This window comes from Longimicrobiales bacterium, assembly GCA_028823235.1.
Taxonomy (GTDB): domain Bacteria; phylum Gemmatimonadota; class Gemmatimonadetes; order Longimicrobiales; family Gaopeijiaceae; genus UBA2589.
In genome coordinates this window covers 124872-140128 of the sequence record JAPKBW010000004.1, presented here as the reverse complement: position 1 = coordinate 140128, position 15257 = coordinate 124872, and the positions used below count along the sequence as shown (strand labels likewise).

Annotated in this window: 12 protein-coding genes and 1 tRNA gene; 6 read left to right on the top strand and 7 right to left on the bottom strand. The window is 61.3% G+C overall.

Annotated features, from left to right (window positions below; all coding sequences use genetic code 11):
* The first annotated feature begins 248 nt into the window (after positions 1–248).
* Positions 249–332: transfer RNA gene (locus OSA81_03470), tRNA-Leu, on the top strand.
* A 287-nt stretch (positions 333–619) separates the two neighbouring features.
* Positions 620–2227 carry a S8 family peptidase gene (locus tag OSA81_03465; protein ID MDE0898052.1) on the top strand — a complete coding sequence of 536 codons (1608 nt, stop codon included), beginning with the start codon at positions 620–622 and terminating at the stop codon, positions 2225–2227.
* A gap of 3 nt (positions 2228–2230) precedes the next feature.
* Here OSA81_03465 and OSA81_03460 read toward each other — a convergent pair whose 3' ends face one another.
* Positions 2231–3139, bottom strand: coding sequence for a class A beta-lactamase-related serine hydrolase (locus tag OSA81_03460; GenBank protein MDE0898051.1), 909 nt, complete (start codon positions 3137–3139; stop codon positions 2231–2233).
* 360 nt (positions 3140–3499) lie between these two features.
* Here OSA81_03460 and argF point away from each other — a divergent pair, with 360 nt between their 5' ends.
* From argF to OSA81_03445, 3 genes are all read left to right on the top strand, one after another.
* Entirely contained in the window at positions 3500–4498 is a 999-nt protein-coding gene (gene argF, locus OSA81_03455; GenBank protein MDE0898050.1) for an ornithine carbamoyltransferase, read from the top strand.
* A gap of 189 nt (positions 4499–4687) precedes the next feature.
* Positions 4688–4939 carry a CPXCG motif-containing cysteine-rich protein gene (locus OSA81_03450; GenBank protein MDE0898049.1) on the top strand — a complete coding sequence of 84 codons (252 nt, stop codon included), beginning with the start codon at positions 4688–4690 and terminating at the stop codon, positions 4937–4939.
* A gap of 309 nt (positions 4940–5248) precedes the next feature.
* A complete protein-coding gene (locus OSA81_03445; GenBank protein MDE0898048.1) occupies positions 5249–5992 on the top strand; it encodes a type 1 glutamine amidotransferase in 744 nt (247 codons plus the stop codon).
* Positions 5993–6354: 362 nt separating this feature from the next.
* Here the strand turns inward: OSA81_03445 and OSA81_03440 are convergent, their stop codons facing one another.
* The 4 genes from OSA81_03440 to OSA81_03425 form a co-directional block, all read right to left on the bottom strand.
* The gene (locus tag OSA81_03440; GenBank protein MDE0898047.1) at positions 6355–6975 is read right to left on the bottom strand and encodes a sulfoxide reductase heme-binding subunit YedZ; all 621 of its coding nucleotides are present in this window, start codon (positions 6973–6975) and stop codon (positions 6355–6357) included.
* 15 nt (positions 6976–6990) lie between these two features.
* Positions 6991–7953 (bottom strand): protein-methionine-sulfoxide reductase catalytic subunit MsrP, encoded by a 963-nt coding sequence (gene msrP, locus OSA81_03435; protein ID MDE0898046.1) that lies wholly within the window; start codon positions 7951–7953, stop codon positions 6991–6993.
* A 104-nt stretch (positions 7954–8057) separates the two neighbouring features.
* A complete protein-coding gene (locus tag OSA81_03430) occupies positions 8058–8204 on the bottom strand; it encodes a hypothetical protein (protein ID MDE0898045.1) in 147 nt (48 codons plus the stop codon).
* A 227-nt stretch (positions 8205–8431) separates the two neighbouring features.
* A complete protein-coding gene (locus OSA81_03425) occupies positions 8432–8821 on the bottom strand; it encodes a hypothetical protein (protein MDE0898044.1) in 390 nt (129 codons plus the stop codon).
* Positions 8822–9059: 238 nt separating this feature from the next.
* Here OSA81_03425 and OSA81_03420 point away from each other — a divergent pair, with 238 nt between their 5' ends.
* Complete coding sequence (locus tag OSA81_03420) at positions 9060–12269, top strand: hypothetical protein (protein MDE0898043.1); 3210 nt, start codon at positions 9060–9062, stop codon at positions 12267–12269.
* A 185-nt stretch (positions 12270–12454) separates the two neighbouring features.
* Here the strand turns inward: OSA81_03420 and OSA81_03415 are convergent, their stop codons facing one another.
* Positions 12455–13102: a thioredoxin family protein gene (locus OSA81_03415; GenBank protein ID MDE0898042.1), complete on the bottom strand. Its 648-nt coding sequence runs from the start codon at positions 13100–13102 to the stop codon at positions 12455–12457.
* Positions 13103–13120: 18 nt separating this feature from the next.
* Positions 13121–15250, bottom strand: a complete 2130-nt coding sequence (locus OSA81_03410; GenBank protein ID MDE0898041.1) for a prolyl oligopeptidase family serine peptidase — start codon at positions 15248–15250, stop codon at positions 13121–13123.
* Positions 15251–15257 lie beyond the last annotated feature (7 nt).

The window sequence follows — 15257 nt, the reverse complement described above, 5'->3', positions numbered from 1 at the left end:
GAATGACCCGCGCTGCACCGTCTAACGCTCCTAGCCACATTATTGTATGCTCGACATAACATTACAGCATCACATAAGAATGGTTTATAAATTGGGGAAAAACGGCTTAATCGGGCGTTTTATGACTCACGCAACTTGCCGAATGCTTATAGGGCCAAAATCAATTGCTACAAAATTTGATGCAATATTCTGGAAAAGCTGGTGCACACTGAGTCAGTGATCTCGTAAATTGTTGTAGTACAACACTTGCCGGGGTGGTGAAATCGGTAAACACAGGGGACTTAAAATCCCCCGGGCTTAGGCCCTTGCGGGTTCAAGTCCCGCCCCCGGCATCGAGGTGATACAAACGAGTTAGCTGAACACCTGAGGCCGACCGAGGAGTGCCCACGGGTGCATCCTTTTGCTGTGACTGTCCTGTTGGTGATTTCAACTCGGTCTGCTGAGTGTACTCTTGCTTCGCCCGCTCTAGTCGTGCGGACTTGAGGCCGGAACGGTGAACACTGGGGATTGGTATCACTATGAGTCGCGGCAGTAACCCACGAACTGCGGTGAAGCCGTCTCGCACGAGATGGTCTTCCATCGAATCACCGTGTTACAAACTCTTAGCCCGTTGATCTCCATGCGCTCACGACCCAGTCTTCTCTTTCTCCCCTTCCTCCTTGCTGCCTGCGCCTCCGGTGCGCCCATAAGCCCACCACCGACGGCCGCGCCTGCGGCTGCAGAACCCACCCCGCCTGAACTGATCACATCAGCCCCTGACGCATGGCAGCTGATGGATCTCGGCGAGGATCGTGTCCCCGGAGTGAGTGCAGACCGTGCCTATCGGGAATTGCTCGCCGATCGCCAGCCCGCTCGCGAGGTCATCGTCGCGGTGATCGACGGCGGTATCGACACGCTGCACGTCGACCTTCGAGGCTCGCTCTGGCAAAACCCGGGCGAGACGCCTGGGAACGGCTTTGACGACGACGGGAACGGATACGTGGACGACGTCTATGGCTGGAATTTCATCGGTGGCGCCGATGGTAGGAACGTTGGACACGAGTCGCTGGAGGTGACCCGCATGTATGCCCGCTGCGAGCGCGGAGAATCGCTTCCGGCCGGGCTCGACTGCTCTGCGGTTAGCTCGGAGTATGAGGAGCGCGCGACCGAGGTTGAGCAGACGCTCGCGCAGGTCGATCAGCTTCAGCAGGCACTCGAGTTCGCGACGTCAACGCTTCTCGTCGTGGTGCCCACGGATGAGCTGACGCCTGAGGTAGTCGAGGCGATTCGTCCGGGAACGCAGCGGGTGAGTCAGGCGCGTGACATATACCTGCAGCTGAGAGAGGGGGGGATCACGATGGAAGTGCTAGTCGAAGCCCGGGAGGCCTACGAGGGGCTGGCTGAGTACGGGCTCGATACCGAGTTCAATGGACGTGAGATCGTCGGTGACGACTTCGAAGATGGCAACGAGAGTGCGTACGGGAACCGGGATGTCATGGGCCCCGATGCGAAGCACGGGACGCACGTCGCGGGCATCATCGGAGCGATGCGTGGCAATGATGAGGGCATCGACGGGATTGGTGCTAACGTCCGGCTCATGACGATTCGGACCGTTCCAGATGGCGACGAACGAGACAAAGACGTCGCAAATGCGATCCGATACGCCGTCGACAACGGCGCGAACATCATCAACATGAGCTTCGGCAAGACGCACTCCCCTCGGAAGTCACTCGTCGATGCAGCCATTCGGTACGCGGACGAGGCCGGGGTGCTGATGATCCACGCGGCCGGAAATGACGGTGAGAACCTCGACGACAACGCCAACTTCCCGACGCCGGTATACGACGACGGCGGCAGGGCGGAGAACTGGATCGAGATCGGTGCGGCCAATTGGATGGTCGATAGTCTGGCAGCCACCTTCTCGAACTACAGCCAGACCCGGGTCGACGTTTTCTCGCCGGGAGTGGCGATTCTGTCGACGGTACCGGGTAGCGAGTACAAGCAGGAAGACGGCACGAGTATGGCTGCGCCCGTCGTGAGTGGGGTCGCAGCGCTTCTCATGGCGTACTTCCCAGAGCTCTCTGCGTCTGACGTGAGACGCATCCTTCTGGACTCGTCGGTGAAGTACGGGGATGACATGGTGCCACAGCCCGGGTCGGGGACGGCGGTTCCCTTCGGAACACTCTCGGTTACGGGTGGTGTCGTGAACGCTTACGAAGCTGTGAGAATGGCTCTCGCTCGGATGTAGCCGTCAGCGCCACGCCCGAACGATATCTTCCGCGATCAGGCCGAGCGTGGCTTCCAGGTCAAAGAAGTCGCCCGTGTTCTGGTTCGTAAAAGCGGCGACGACAGTCGGGCCACCTTCGTAGAACAGAATCCCGGTATCGTTTCCCGCCATGGGTGGCCAGTCCCCGGTCTTGTGCGCGACACTGACGCCCTGCCACTGGACTCGCTGGGGGAGCCGGCTTGAGTACAACTGGCGACTGAGGATGCCGACCATGTCCTCACTGGCGGCCTGGTCGGTCAGTTCTGCAGAGTAGAGCTGCTCGAGCAGTCTGCCCATCTCACGGGCTGTCGTTCGGCCAAGCCAGACCGTCGAGTCGCCCTCGAGCGCGAACGAGCGATCTGACGCAGCATCATCGTTGGGAAAGCCTTGGGCGAACACCTGTCGGTCGGTCATCGACGCGTTGGCCGGGTCCGTCCGAACCCAGACTTCTCGGAACAGGTCGCCGGTCGTCATCTTCAAACGGGTATCCACGTACCCCTCGGCTTTGAGAAACGCGTTCACCCGATCGAGGCCGACAGCGGCGATGACCATGTCCGTCGCTGTGTTGTCAGAGGTGATGATCATCTGCGTGACTAGGCCCCGTAGCGTGGGGTTCAGACCTGGAGCGAACGTCTGGACCAGACCACTACCGCGCCGCATATCGTCCGGGTCCACTGGGTAGCGTGCGTCAAAGTCCAAGCGGCCGGATGCGTTATCTCGAAACGCTTGCACCATGACCGGGATCTTGATGACGCTCAGCGTGTTCATGGGGAGATCTGCCCGTACTGCGATTTCCCGCCCGGTCGGCAGGTGCTTCGCGTAGACTGTCGCGGTCGCATCGAGCCCGTCCAGGCGCGCTTCGACACGGGCCTGCAGGTCGGTCGGTAAGAGCACCGACCCCTGAGCGTCATCAGAAGTTGGGGAGCACCCCAGCGCAAGGCAGCAGGTCAGCAGGCATGCAATCGGGGCAACGGAGTGAGGCAAGGCGGGCTCCAGGCACAGGGAATGTAAGTAGTTAAGCTAGGAGCCGATTGCCTATCGCGCTCGCCCTGCTGCGGCTCGTGGTGCACCCGGTGATCGCACGGACGTCGTACCGAGTAGATCCAGTCTTCGACCTGACGCACCGTGACAACCGAGACGGTGATCCTGGGTCGGTAGACGCGCTGCCAGCACTTTGGGTAGAATCCCGCCCTGAATTGACTCCCAGCTTCGAGACCCGATCTGAACCGATTCACCGGTGAAGGACAACACGACATGCGCGTCGATTTACGGGGCAGGAATTTTCTAAAGCTCCTCGATTTCACTCCGATCGAGGCCCACTACCTTCTGGACCTCGCTGCGGAACTCAAGGAAGAGAGGCGCACTCGCTCGGAAACCTGCCGCCTAGAGGGCATGAATTTCGCCCTCATCTTCGAGAAGGGTTCGACGCGAACCCGATGTGCCTTCGAAGTCGCGGCTAGCCAGCAGGGGGCACATGCGGTCTACCTTGGTCCGACAGGCACGCAGATCGGGGTGAAGGAGACCATGAAGGACACGGCTCGCGTCCTCGGGCGGATGTTCGACGGCATCGAGTACCGGGGCTTCGCACAGTCGACTGTCGAGATCCTGGGTGAGCATGCCGGGGTCCCCGTGTGGAACGGACTGACCGACGAGTATCATCCAACTCAGATTCTCGCGGACGTGCTCACCATGCGGGAGCACAGCGGGAAGCCGCTGGCCGAGACGTCGTTTGCCTATCTGGGTGATGCCCGCTTCAACATGGGCAATTCGCTCATGGTGGGTGGTGTGATATTCGGGATGGACGTGCGGATTGTGGCTCCCAAGTCGCTTTGGCCGGATACGGACCTTGTCGACGAGTGCCGGTCGCTGGCCGAGAAGACCGGAGCTCGTCTGACCGTGACCGATGATGTAGCGGCAGGGGTCGAGGACGCGGACTTTGTCCACACCGATGTCTGGGTATCCATGGGCGAGCCGGATTCCGTCTGGGCCGAACGCATCGATCTGCTTCGTGACTATCAGATCAACGCCGACGTCATGTCGGCGACCGGCAAGGCTGATGCGCGATTCATGCACTGTCTCCCAGCCTTCCACAACCGCGATACCGAAGTTGGGGAGGAGATTTTCCAGAAATTCGGGCTCGAGGGGCTGGAAGTGACGGAAGAGGTTTTCGAATCTCCCAACTCCGTCGTGGTCGACCAGGCGGAGAACCGGCTGCACACGATCAAGGCGATCATGGTTGCAACGCTGGGCTGACGGCGAGAGTTGTTGCGGCGCTCGGGAGCAATGCTCTCCTGCTCAGGACAGGTTTCATGGGAGCCAAGGTTGAAGCTGCATGTGACTTCGTCGAGGACGACGGGTAGCCCGGCAGTGATCGGGCCGCCCGGTCGACCGGGTGACCTCGTTACTCTGGCAGCCGGCACCGTTGTGAGTGCATCATAGGGCATGTTCGACTTCTTAAGTTCAAGCGACGACGACCTCGACGAAGACCAGTACGGCGCAGACCTCACGTCTGCGGCGGTCGTGTATTGTCCGTACTGCGGAGAGAGCGTCGAAATTCCAGTAGATCAGGCGGGTGGTGAAGTCCAGGAGTACGTCGAGGACTGTGCCGTTTGCTGCCAGCCGTGGTCCGTTCGTGTTTCAGTAGACGGGGATGGTGTCGCGAGCGTCTTGGTCAATACGCTCGATGGCGACTGATCGGCGCCCAGTGATCTCGGCGAAATTCGAGTTCGCCTCCATCAGAATCTCTCGAATCGCAGTCCTAGTTTCCGCGTCTAGGTGCGCGAACTCGGGGCAGTTCCGAATGGGGTGGCCACTTCGTCCACGTTGACCTCGTCAGCTTTCGTGGCGAAACCGGGCTCTGGCTTCGTAGCACGGTCTCACGCGAGCAGGATGACAAACAAACCCTTGTCATCCGGTGTGGCGACAAGGGGTATGCCTCGCCTATCATCGGCTCGGTAGCGTCGTTCCGCCCCGGATCCGCTCGTCCCTGCAACCCTATGCCTCGTGATCTCAACTTCGACGTCCGACCTTCGACTTCTCTTGCTCCAGGTACGGAACGACGCCGACCCCATGCGTGAGCATGAGATCGGCTGCTTCGAGCGCTGCTTCCGTCTGGACCGAAACCAGATCGAGATCTTCGATCTCCTGAGCGGAGCGCCTGACGCCGAGAGACTTGACGCCGCAGACGTGGTCCTGCTCGGTGGCAGCGGTGACTACTCCGTGGCCCGCGGAGGAGACTGGCTGCCCGCTGCGCTCGATGCGATGGTCGGGCTTTACGAGTCGTCGAAACCGACGTTCGCGTCATGCTGGGGCTTTCAGGCGATGGCCCGTGCGATGGGCGGGGAGGTTATCACGGACCGGGCGCGGGCCGAGGTCGGTGTCACTTGGGTAGAGCTCACCCCCGCGGGTCGCGAAGATCCAGTGTTCGGACCTCTCGGTCTGAGATTTCAGGCCTTGAGTGCGCACGAGGATCATGTCATCACGTTGCCCGATGAGGCGGTGCTGCTGGCTTCCAGTGAAGGGGTGGAGAACCAGGTGTTTCATTTTCCTGGGCGCCCGATCTACTGCACACAGTTCCACCCGGAGTTGGATCGAGCGGGCTTCATCGAGCGGATGCGTCGTTATCCGTCGTATATCCCGCTGGCGGGTGCATCAAGCCTCGAGGACCTCGAGGAGCGCACGCCCGAAACCGAACACACGGAGGGGATCCTTCAGAGATTCCTCGAACTCGCGATGGCTTCCGTGTGACCTCCTGCCCGCGGGACCTCGCGGACGGATGATGCGGCGCCGATGCTCTCCAGGTGCGTCGGTGGGTCCCTCTCCTGTGTCTCGTCGCAGCAACCGGTTTCCAAGAGCGCTGCCGGGGAAGGGCTGGGTAGACATCGAACCGGGTCACCCTCTCATGAAAGCCCTGTATGATGTCTGGGAGGTGCCCTGGGTCCCGTCGATCAAATTTTGTCGAAGAAGCGGCCGTCGCAAAACGCACAATACCGACCGCGCAGACGGATGGGAGCGGGAAGGCGAAGCTGACGAGTTTTTCTGCTCGTCCACACCCGATGCGTACGCGCTGAACCACTAAGCTCATCCACTCGGTGTGCCACCACCGGTACTCAGCCCGTACGAGTCCCTTTTGACGTCCGCCATTGGCGTGGATCGAACCGGGGCTGACGCAGCAGCAGGAGTGCCGCGAAGCAGGCAGCCAGAAGCAGTGGCAGCCGCGTGTCAGCTTTGACGAGCCAGAAGTAGTGGAGGCAACCCAGAGCCGTTGCCATGTACGCTCCCTTGTGAAGCCTCCCCCAGCGCTTCCCGAGTCGGCGAATCCACCCCGTCGTCGATGTGATCGCAAGCGGGGTCAGGATCAGGAGAGCCGTCATTCCCACCGTGATGTACTTCCGAAGCAGGATGTCCTCGAACATGTAACCGACGTTGAACGTCATGTCGAAGACGAACCAGATACTGAAGTGGCTAAGCGCGTAGAAGAACGCGAAGAGCCCCATCGGGCGACGAATTTTGATGATGGGATTCCATCCGGTGAACCGACGAACGGGAGTCACTGCAAGCGTCAGCAAGAGCAGGACGAGCGTCGTCATACCGGACACTCTTGTCAGCTTCTCGATGGGGTTCACGCCCAGCGATCCTGTGAATAGGCCCGTTACAAGCCAGACACCGGGTGCCGACGCACCTAGCCATAGCACGACCTTGAGGCCGAGCACGGCACGCTTCTGATTCATGGGAATGGGTTCGCGCTACTTCCAGCGAGCGAGGTCCATACCGGCGTACAGGTGCTGTACCTGATCGGTATACCCATTGAACATGAGCGTCTCGTGATTTTTGAAAGCACCCGGCAGCCGCCGCTCGCGCGCCTGACTCCAGCGCGGATGGCTTACCTCGGGATTCACGTTGGCGTAGAAGCCATACTCGTTGGAGTTCTGCTGCTTCCACGTGTTCAGCGGCATCTGCTCGACGAAGTCGATGCTCACGATCGACTTCACGCCCTTGAATCCGTACTTCCACGGCACGATTAGACGAAGCGGAGCCCCATTCTGGTTGGGCAGGTCCATGCCGTAAAGGCCAGTGACCATAAGGGTGAGCGGATGCATGGCTTCATCCATCCGAAGGCCCTCGATGTACGGCCAGCTCAGGTTGGGACTGCGCTGGCCAGGCATCTCTTCCGGGCGCACGACCGTCTTGAACACGATGAATTTCGCGTTTCCGGTGGGCTCGACCCGTTTGATCAGCGACGAAAGCTGAAAGCCGTACCACGGGATGACCATAGACCAGGCTTCCACACACCTCATGCGGTAGACTCGATCCTCCATGGTTATTCCGGACAGCAAGTCGTCCAGGTCGTAGTCACCCGGCTTATTGCACTCGCCCCCGATCGTGACCTTCCAGGGGGTCGGCCGAAATTCGCCTGAATTCCGAGCAGGATCTCTCTTGTCCGTGCCGAACTCGTAAAAATTATTGTATGTCGTCACGTCGGTGTACGAGTTCAACTCCTCGTCCATCTCGGACCGCAGCGTTGCAAAACGAGCTGGAATTTCCTGTCGCCGAAGGATTCCGTGCTCACTGCCCTCGAGGGCAGTGGGGCCTACCGCAAGTCCTGCTGCGCCAGCAGCCGCAGCCTTGATAAACTTTCGGCGGTTCACATAGACGCTCTCCGGTGTGATCTCGGAGGACGGTATGTCGGATGGGCGTCGGATGATCATGGAGGGTCTCCGGCGTTCTTGTCTCGGTCGTCAGTCAGTTCCGCAAAACGTATGCGTTTCGCGTCCGTTACGAACCCCTTCTGAAGGGAGCGAGTTCCTGCGGCCTATTCTAGGACTCGCGCGGGCTTGATGCTCAGAGCTTCCCGGGCCGCCTGAATCGAGGCGAGTAGAGCGACGCCAGTGGAGGAGATCCACCAAGCAGCGGCATGGCTCCAAACCGTGATCCGGAGCACCTGAGGCGATCTGGACATAGGGTCATCGTTGCGAAGAACCCGAAGCCTGCGAGTCCTCAGGCGGTGAGCCTCAATCGCTCGTGGAGGACGACGAGCAGGAGGGCGTTTCGGTGGTTGGGTCATGCCTTGATCATCCACCTTTGGAAGATTTTCCCAAGTCATGAGGTGGTGAACTCGAAGCCGGTCGCAACCAGAATGAGGCCATGAAGCAGGTCGCCTGGTTCATGCCTGTCTGACCGAGTGCGCTAGCGATCGGGCCTGCTGCTTGAAGAATGATCCAAGCGAGGCCCGCTAGCAGGGGCATTACCAGCGGGACTATCGCCATCGGAAGTGGCATCTGAGCTCTCTTCAGCCTCTTCGATCTCCTCCGGTATCTGCTTCGTGGCACTGATTCGGGCCTGAAGCATCACCCAGGCCATGGCGAAAATCACGAGCCCACTTGCTACTCGAAGCGATGCCACGCTGACGGAAAAGAAGCGAAGTAAGCTCTGACCCGTCAGATACGACATCATGAGGATGACCAGAACGGCGACAGACGTCTGCGTGATCATTCCACGCTGTTCTTTCATCGGACCGCTGTCGGTGGGGCCCACGAACCCAGGGGGCGCCGGGAACGGATTGACGATCGAAAACAGGGGCGTGCAAAAGAGAAAAAGTCAGCCGTGGCAACCCCTGTGGTAGCGTCGGCGAGGGGAAGCGGTGAACGCTACCAACAAGATGGGTGCAGGAGAGCGATTCCCCCGAGCACTTCCGATGCGGAGGCCTGTTCAAGGCCTCATTCCCATGCTTCCTCACGCCTCGACGGAGATCTATCTTGTGCCGGTCGGCATTCGGGGTCAGCCCCAGCCTAAGAGACATCATTCGGAGCGGTTCATGGCATCGCATTTTGGACGTCGCCTGCGCGGGTCGTCATTGCTTCTTCTCGCGTCACTGCCCGGCCTGGTGCCGGCGGTCGCGGCCCAGAGCACGCAGGAGTTGGACGCAGCGCTGTTTGCCGGCTCGGACTTCCGTCACATCGGTCCCGTTGGCAATCGTGTCAGTGCGGTCATCGGTGAGCAGGGGAATCCGAATGTGTATTACTTCGGCGCAGCGTCAGGCGGGGTCTTCAAGAGCGAGGACGGCGGCCATAGCTGGCGGCCGATTTTCGACGACCAGACCGCGCTCTCGATCGGGGCTCTCGCGGTGGCTCCGTCCGACCCCAACGTGGTGTGGGCGGGGACGGGCGAAGCGTTCATCCGCTCGAATGTCTCGATTGGAAATGGGGTGTATCGCTCAACCGACGGCGGCGAGAACTGGACGCACGCGGGGCTCGAAGGCAGTGGTCGAGTCGGTCGCATCGTCATCCATCCGACGGACCCGGATATCGTGTTCGTCGCGGCGGCGGGTCACCTCTACGGTCCTCAGGAGGAGGACCGTGGCCTCTTCCGCACGACCGACGGGGGAGAGACCTGGGAGCGCGTGCTCTTTTCCGGACCGAACGCGGGCGCTATCGACGTGGTGATGGACCCGCGCAACCCTCGGATTCTGTTCGCCGCAACGTGGCAGATACAGATGTGGACGTGGGGACGAGAGAGCGGCGGGCCCGAGAGTGGGCTGTGGACCAGTCGAGACGGCGGGGACAACTGGACGCGGCTCGAAGGGAATGGTTTGCCGCGTGGCACGATCGGGAAGATCGGCCTTGGCATGTCCCCTGACGATCCCGATCGCATCTACGCACTCATCGAGACGAACCAGAATCCGGAGTACGCCGACTTCGGTGAGCACGAAGGAACGCTGTGGCGCTCCGACAACGGCGGGTCGAACTGGTCGATGGTCAACGCGGAGCATGCGCTTGCCCAGCGACCCCTTTACTACACCCGACTGGCTGTTGCCCCGGATGACGCGGACGAGGTCCACTTCATGTCGACGGTCCACACGAAGTCGCTCGACGGCGGGGCCACCTTCTCCGTGATCGCCGGCGGGGACAACCATGACATGTGGATCGATCCGCTTCTTCCCGACCGCATGATCATCGGGAACGACCAGGGGGTGAAGATTTCCACCAATCGCGGGCAGAATTGGTATCAGCCGCAGCTGCCCATCGCACAGATGTACCACGTCTATACGGATACTCGGGTGCCCTACAACGTGTACGGGAATCGACAGGATGGGTCGTCGTACGGAGGGCCGTCGAATTCCCTGTCGGGCGGCTCGATTCCGATCGGGGCGTGGAAATCAGTAGGCGGGTGTGAGTCAGGATTCGCGGTCCCGGACACGGTCACGAACGACGTTGTGTGGTCGGGTTGCTACGAGGGTATCCTCGAACGCCACGAGCTGTCGACCGGAATTACGCGCACCGTCAGTGTCTGGCCCGACAACCCGGAAGGGTGGGCGGCTTCGGATGTCAGGTATCGTTTCCAGTGGACGTTCCCGGTTCACATATCTCCGCACGACAACGAGACCGTGTATGCTGGAAGTCAGCATGTGCACCGGACCATGAATGGAGGACAGAGTTGGGAAGTGATCAGCCCGGATCTTACGCGGAACGACCGCGAGCGTCAGCAGAAATCGGGTGGGCTCACGACCGAGGACGTGAGTCCGAACTATTTCTCGGTTCTCTTCGCCATCGCGGAATCACCCATCGAAGCTGGCCTGATCTGGACTGGATCGAACGATGGACTCGTGCAACTGACCAGGGACGGCGGGGTCACCTGGAGCGATGTCACAGCGAACATTCCGGACCTGCCGGAGTGGGGCACGGTGAACAACGTCGAACCCTCCCGGTTCGACCCGGCGGTGGCATACGTCACGGTGGACTTCCACCAGGTCGGCAACAACGACCCGTTTGTGTATCGGACCGACGACTATGGCGAGTCATGGACGACGATCTCGGGAAACGTGCCGCGAAGCGTCTTCAGCTACGCCCGGGTTATCAGGGAAGACCCCACTCGGCCGGGACTTCTGTATCTCGGAACGGAGAACGCACTGTACGTCTCCTTCGATGATGGCGAGGGGTGGGTGCCGTTGCAGGGAGACATGCCGCACGCGCCGGTCTACTGGCTCCAAGTGCAGCCGCATTTCAACGACCTGGTGGTCGCCACCTACGGACGGGGTTTCTGGATTTTCGACGATCTGTCGGCCGTACAGCAGATGACCGACGAGGTGCTGGCTCAGCCGGCGCATCTGTTCGCGCCGCGTCCGGCGTACCGGTTCGCGTCCCGCGAAGGGCGCTCAAGTCAGCCCGGCGATCCTGCTGCGGGGCAGAATCCGACCGGTGGGGCGTCGATCAACTTCTACCTGAGCGAAGCACCTCGCGGTGGCGTTACAGTCCGAATCGAAACGGAAGCCGGCCAGGTGGTTCGCACGCTCCCGCTAGCGAACCCGGGCGTCGGCATCAATCGTGTCGCTTGGAACCTGAGGTATGAAGGCTCGTCTTCGCCACGGCTGCGCACGCCCGTGCTTGAGCATGCGCACGTCGACGTGGGCTCGTCCGGGTCGCGCCCGGTCCCCGACGGTGGATCGGTTCGTCCTCTGGCTACGCCGGGTCGTTACCGGGTTCGGCTGATTGCGGGTGGCGAGGAGCGGACGGAGTGGCTGGAGGTGCTGCAGGATCCTGACTCTGACGTATCAGTCGCGGACATGCAGGCGCAGCTGGCCTTGCAGCTCGATCTGCGAGAGATGAGCGATTCGACGGCCGCCCTCATCGACCGTATCGAATGGTCCCGAAAGGGATTGCTCGACTTGGCCGAGCGCACACGCGGAGACGCCAGGTACTCGGAGGTCGTATCTGCTGCCGAGGAGCTGGAGCAGGTGCTCATCGACCTGGAAATGAATCTCTTCGACCTGAGGCTGAGTGGTGGGGCGTCGAGGCAGGACACGATTCGTTGGCCGAGGCAGCTATGGGCCAAAATCTCTAGTCTGGCTGGTTACTCGAGCGGCTCGGATCACGCACCTACCGATCAGGTAAGGGAGGTTCGCGACATCTATCGGTCCCAACTGACCGGGTATCTGCAGCGCTGGGTGGAACTCGCCCGGTCGGATATCGCTCAGTTCAACCAGCTTCTGGTCGCGCAGGGGCTGCCACCGATCATTTCACAGCAGTGACGGTGGCCCTGTTCGCCGCCGTCACGTTCCTGCAGCCTCTGGATCGGGATGGCACACACGACTGAAAAGCACGCGCACGAGGTCGTCATTAGGCGAGCTTATGAGGCCTTAGGCCGCGCGAAGAAGAAAGGGCGGAACCGGGTTTCGGGGCAGCTTCTTTTCCTGGTTCAGGATCTACCCCGGACTCACCTGCAGACTTCGTCCGCTCCGCTCGCCGCCGCCTCGAGCATCTCCACGAAGGTCGCCACCGTCTCGTTCCCCGAGTCTTCGGCGTACCAGGCCATCTTGTGCTCGAGGATGTCGCCACCCGAGGCCTCGTCGTTGTTCTCGAGGATCCACGTCTGCAGCGTGAGCGGGCGCTCGATGAAGCAGCCGGCTTCCTCAAAGTCCTCATCGAGCAGCAGTACCGTCGGCGTCGCCCCGCGCCCATCAGGAGTCTTGTGCGAATCCATGATCGAACGGCCTACGGTCGAATCGACGATGCGCATGTCGAGACCGTCCACGAGAGCGATCAGCTCAGCGAGGTAGGGAATCGTGCTCACTGAATCCGAGCATGCGTCGACCGCTACCGCGAGGAAATTCCATGAGCCGCCAACGGCACGCGCTCGCCGAACCAGGTCCGGGTCGATTCCCTCGGCCTTCTCGGTGTTCCCATGCCAGAGCTCCGTCCGACGCGTCGCACCGTTCAGGAAATCCGTATAGCTGCGCCCGGACTCGAACATCTCCTGCAGAGTGTCGTCCAGCGGGCCCACCGTGGAATTTAGACATACTCGGGGGCCATCAGCGCCCGGCGTCAGGGTCAGGAGTCCCGCGAGGGCGAGAACATTCAGCATGGTGTGATCCGGTCGTGGTCAGGAAATCGGCCGCAGCAGCTTCCGATCGAAGAAATCGAGCGTCGCCTCGAAGGCGGAGACCCAATTCTCATGTAAGAGAAAACCGTGCACTTCGTCAGGGAAGATCAGCTGCTCGTATTCGACGCCCTGCTTCGCGAGCGCCTCGGCAAGATCGACGGACTCTCGGAAGGGCACGTTTCTGTCATCGTCGCCGTGAATCAGGAGGACGGGAGACTCCCAGCCGTCAATAAAGGCCATGGGCGAAGATTCGAACGCGATACGACTGAACTCGGGGTAGTCCTCTGGCTCATACTCCGGCTGAAATCCGTTCATGACGACGTTCCAGTCGTGGACGCCATGAATGTCGACACCAGCCGCGAACAAATCAGATGCTCGCGCGAGCCCCATCGCAGTCAGGTACCCGCCGTATGAGCCACCCCAGAGCCCGATGCGGTCAGAATCGACGTCGTCGCGTGATTGCAGATAGAGCCCGGCGCCCATGACATCGTTGAACTCACTGGCTCCGGTCGCTCCGTAGTTGTCCGCCTCTCGGAACTCCATGCCGTAGCCGGTCCCGCTGCGGTAGTTCACCGACAGGACGACGTAGCCTGCGTTCGCCATGAGCTGATTCATAGCATACGCGCCGTGGTAGTAGCCCCGGTGGTGGAAGCCGAGAAGCATCTGGCGGCGAGATCCCCCATGGAAGAAGATGACGGCAGGGTGTTTCGTGCCTGATGTCGCCCCCGGCGGGAGGAACAGCTGTCCGTGAATGGCCATTCCGTCGGCCGCCCGGAAGATGACCTGCTCAGGCTCGACCATGCGATCTGCAGGGAAGGCAGAGGGCAGGTCCGGACTGACGCGGTTGGTCGTGCCCTGATCGAGCACGACGGTATGTGCCGGCTCGGCGCCCGATGCGGCGTGGTAGGCGACCGCTCCTCCGTCCGTTACGACCGCTCCCCACTCGAGGCCCGTGCCAGGCGTCAGCCGTTCCGCGCTCCCACCGGAAACACCAACGCGCCATATGTGCTTCCGGTCCACGTCATCCTGGTTCGAGTCGAAGACGACGGTCTCACCGTCTGGCGTGATTCCGGCGAACTGGACCTCGAACGCCCCGGGAGTCAGGAGCGTCGGCTGGCCGCCATTCGTCGAGATGCTGTACAGGTGCTTCCAGCCGTCTCCCTCCCAGGGGAACACCAGTCGGTCCTGTGCACCCCAGAAAAGCTGATTAGCTGCGCCCACCCCGCTGAACGCACTGCCGACACCCTCCGACGCCTTCCAGACTTCGCGGCCCTGGCCCGTGCGCGCGTCGGCGACACGAATCGAAAAGGGGAGCGCTTCACGCCTTGGAGCAAACATCTGAACGACCCGCTCGTTCGGAACGCGCAGGTATGCGATCTGACGGCCGTTAGGACTCCATACAGGGCTGCCGTCGTTCGCGACGCTCGGGTCGAGGTACGTGACCCGCTCCTCGGCGAGGTCGAGCACGCCAATGAAGGCATGGTCGCCGCGCCCGCTCACGAAAGCGAGACTCTCCCCACCTGGCGACCATGTCAGAGAGCCGGCGGACCCCCTGATCCGTGCTACTCGTTCCGCCTCGGCCTCCTGAGAGAGCGGCAACACGAAGATGTCGCGACCTTGGGCGTAGGCTATACGCTCCCCGTCGGGTGACAACGAGAACCCACCTCCTTCGACGACCTGTGCAGGGTCGGTGCCCTCCCAGTCTACAATCCAGACGCCGCGCTCTTCCTCGTCAGGAGTATAGAGTGGATCCGGGACCTCTCCCTCGCGATTCGGCGCCCCTCCGCGGATGTACATCACCTGCTCGCCGTCCGGCGCGAACGTCAATCCAGTCAACTCCTGACCGTCGTCCCCTTGATACGCGGTGAGCGCGCGCCCCCGCCATTCCGGACCGGCTGCCACCCAGATATTCCGCTCGCCCTCACGGTTCTCGATCCACGCGATCCGATTGCCTTCAGGCGAAGCGACCAGCCCGGACGCAAACGAGTACGACATCACGTCTGAGACTGAGAACGCCGCCTGCGCGGCCACCTCGACGCCCGTGATCATGGGTGTCCCGCAAATGAGCAGGGACGCAACGAAGCGGGCGGGGCGCAAATCGATGCGCCCGCCGGTGGGTGAGTGGCTCATGTGGTGT

Excerpts from the sequence above, each read along its gene's own strand:
- OSA81_03465 (MDE0898052.1), top strand. The coding sequence starts at position 620 with ATGCGCTCACGACCCAGTCTTCTCTTTCTCCCCTTCCTCCTTGCTGCC.
- OSA81_03430 (MDE0898045.1), bottom strand. The coding sequence starts at position 8,204 with ATGTCCAGATCGCCTCAGGTGCTCCGGATCACGGTTTGGAGCCATGCC.
- OSA81_03410 (MDE0898041.1), bottom strand. The coding sequence starts at position 15,250 with ATGAGCCACTCACCCACCGGCGGGCGCATCGATTTGCGCCCCGCCCGC.
- OSA81_03450 (MDE0898049.1), top strand. The coding sequence starts at position 4,688 with ATGTTCGACTTCTTAAGTTCAAGCGACGACGACCTCGACGAAGACCAG.
- OSA81_03420 (MDE0898043.1), top strand. The coding sequence starts at position 9,060 with ATGGCATCGCATTTTGGACGTCGCCTGCGCGGGTCGTCATTGCTTCTT.
- OSA81_03415 (MDE0898042.1), bottom strand. The coding sequence starts at position 13,102 with ATGCTGAATGTTCTCGCCCTCGCGGGACTCCTGACCCTGACGCCGGGC.
- argF (MDE0898050.1), top strand. The coding sequence starts at position 3,500 with ATGCGCGTCGATTTACGGGGCAGGAATTTTCTAAAGCTCCTCGATTTC.
- OSA81_03440 (MDE0898047.1), bottom strand. The coding sequence starts at position 6,975 with ATGAATCAGAAGCGTGCCGTGCTCGGCCTCAAGGTCGTGCTATGGCTA.
- msrP (MDE0898046.1), bottom strand. The coding sequence starts at position 7,953 with ATGATCATCCGACGCCCATCCGACATACCGTCCTCCGAGATCACACCG.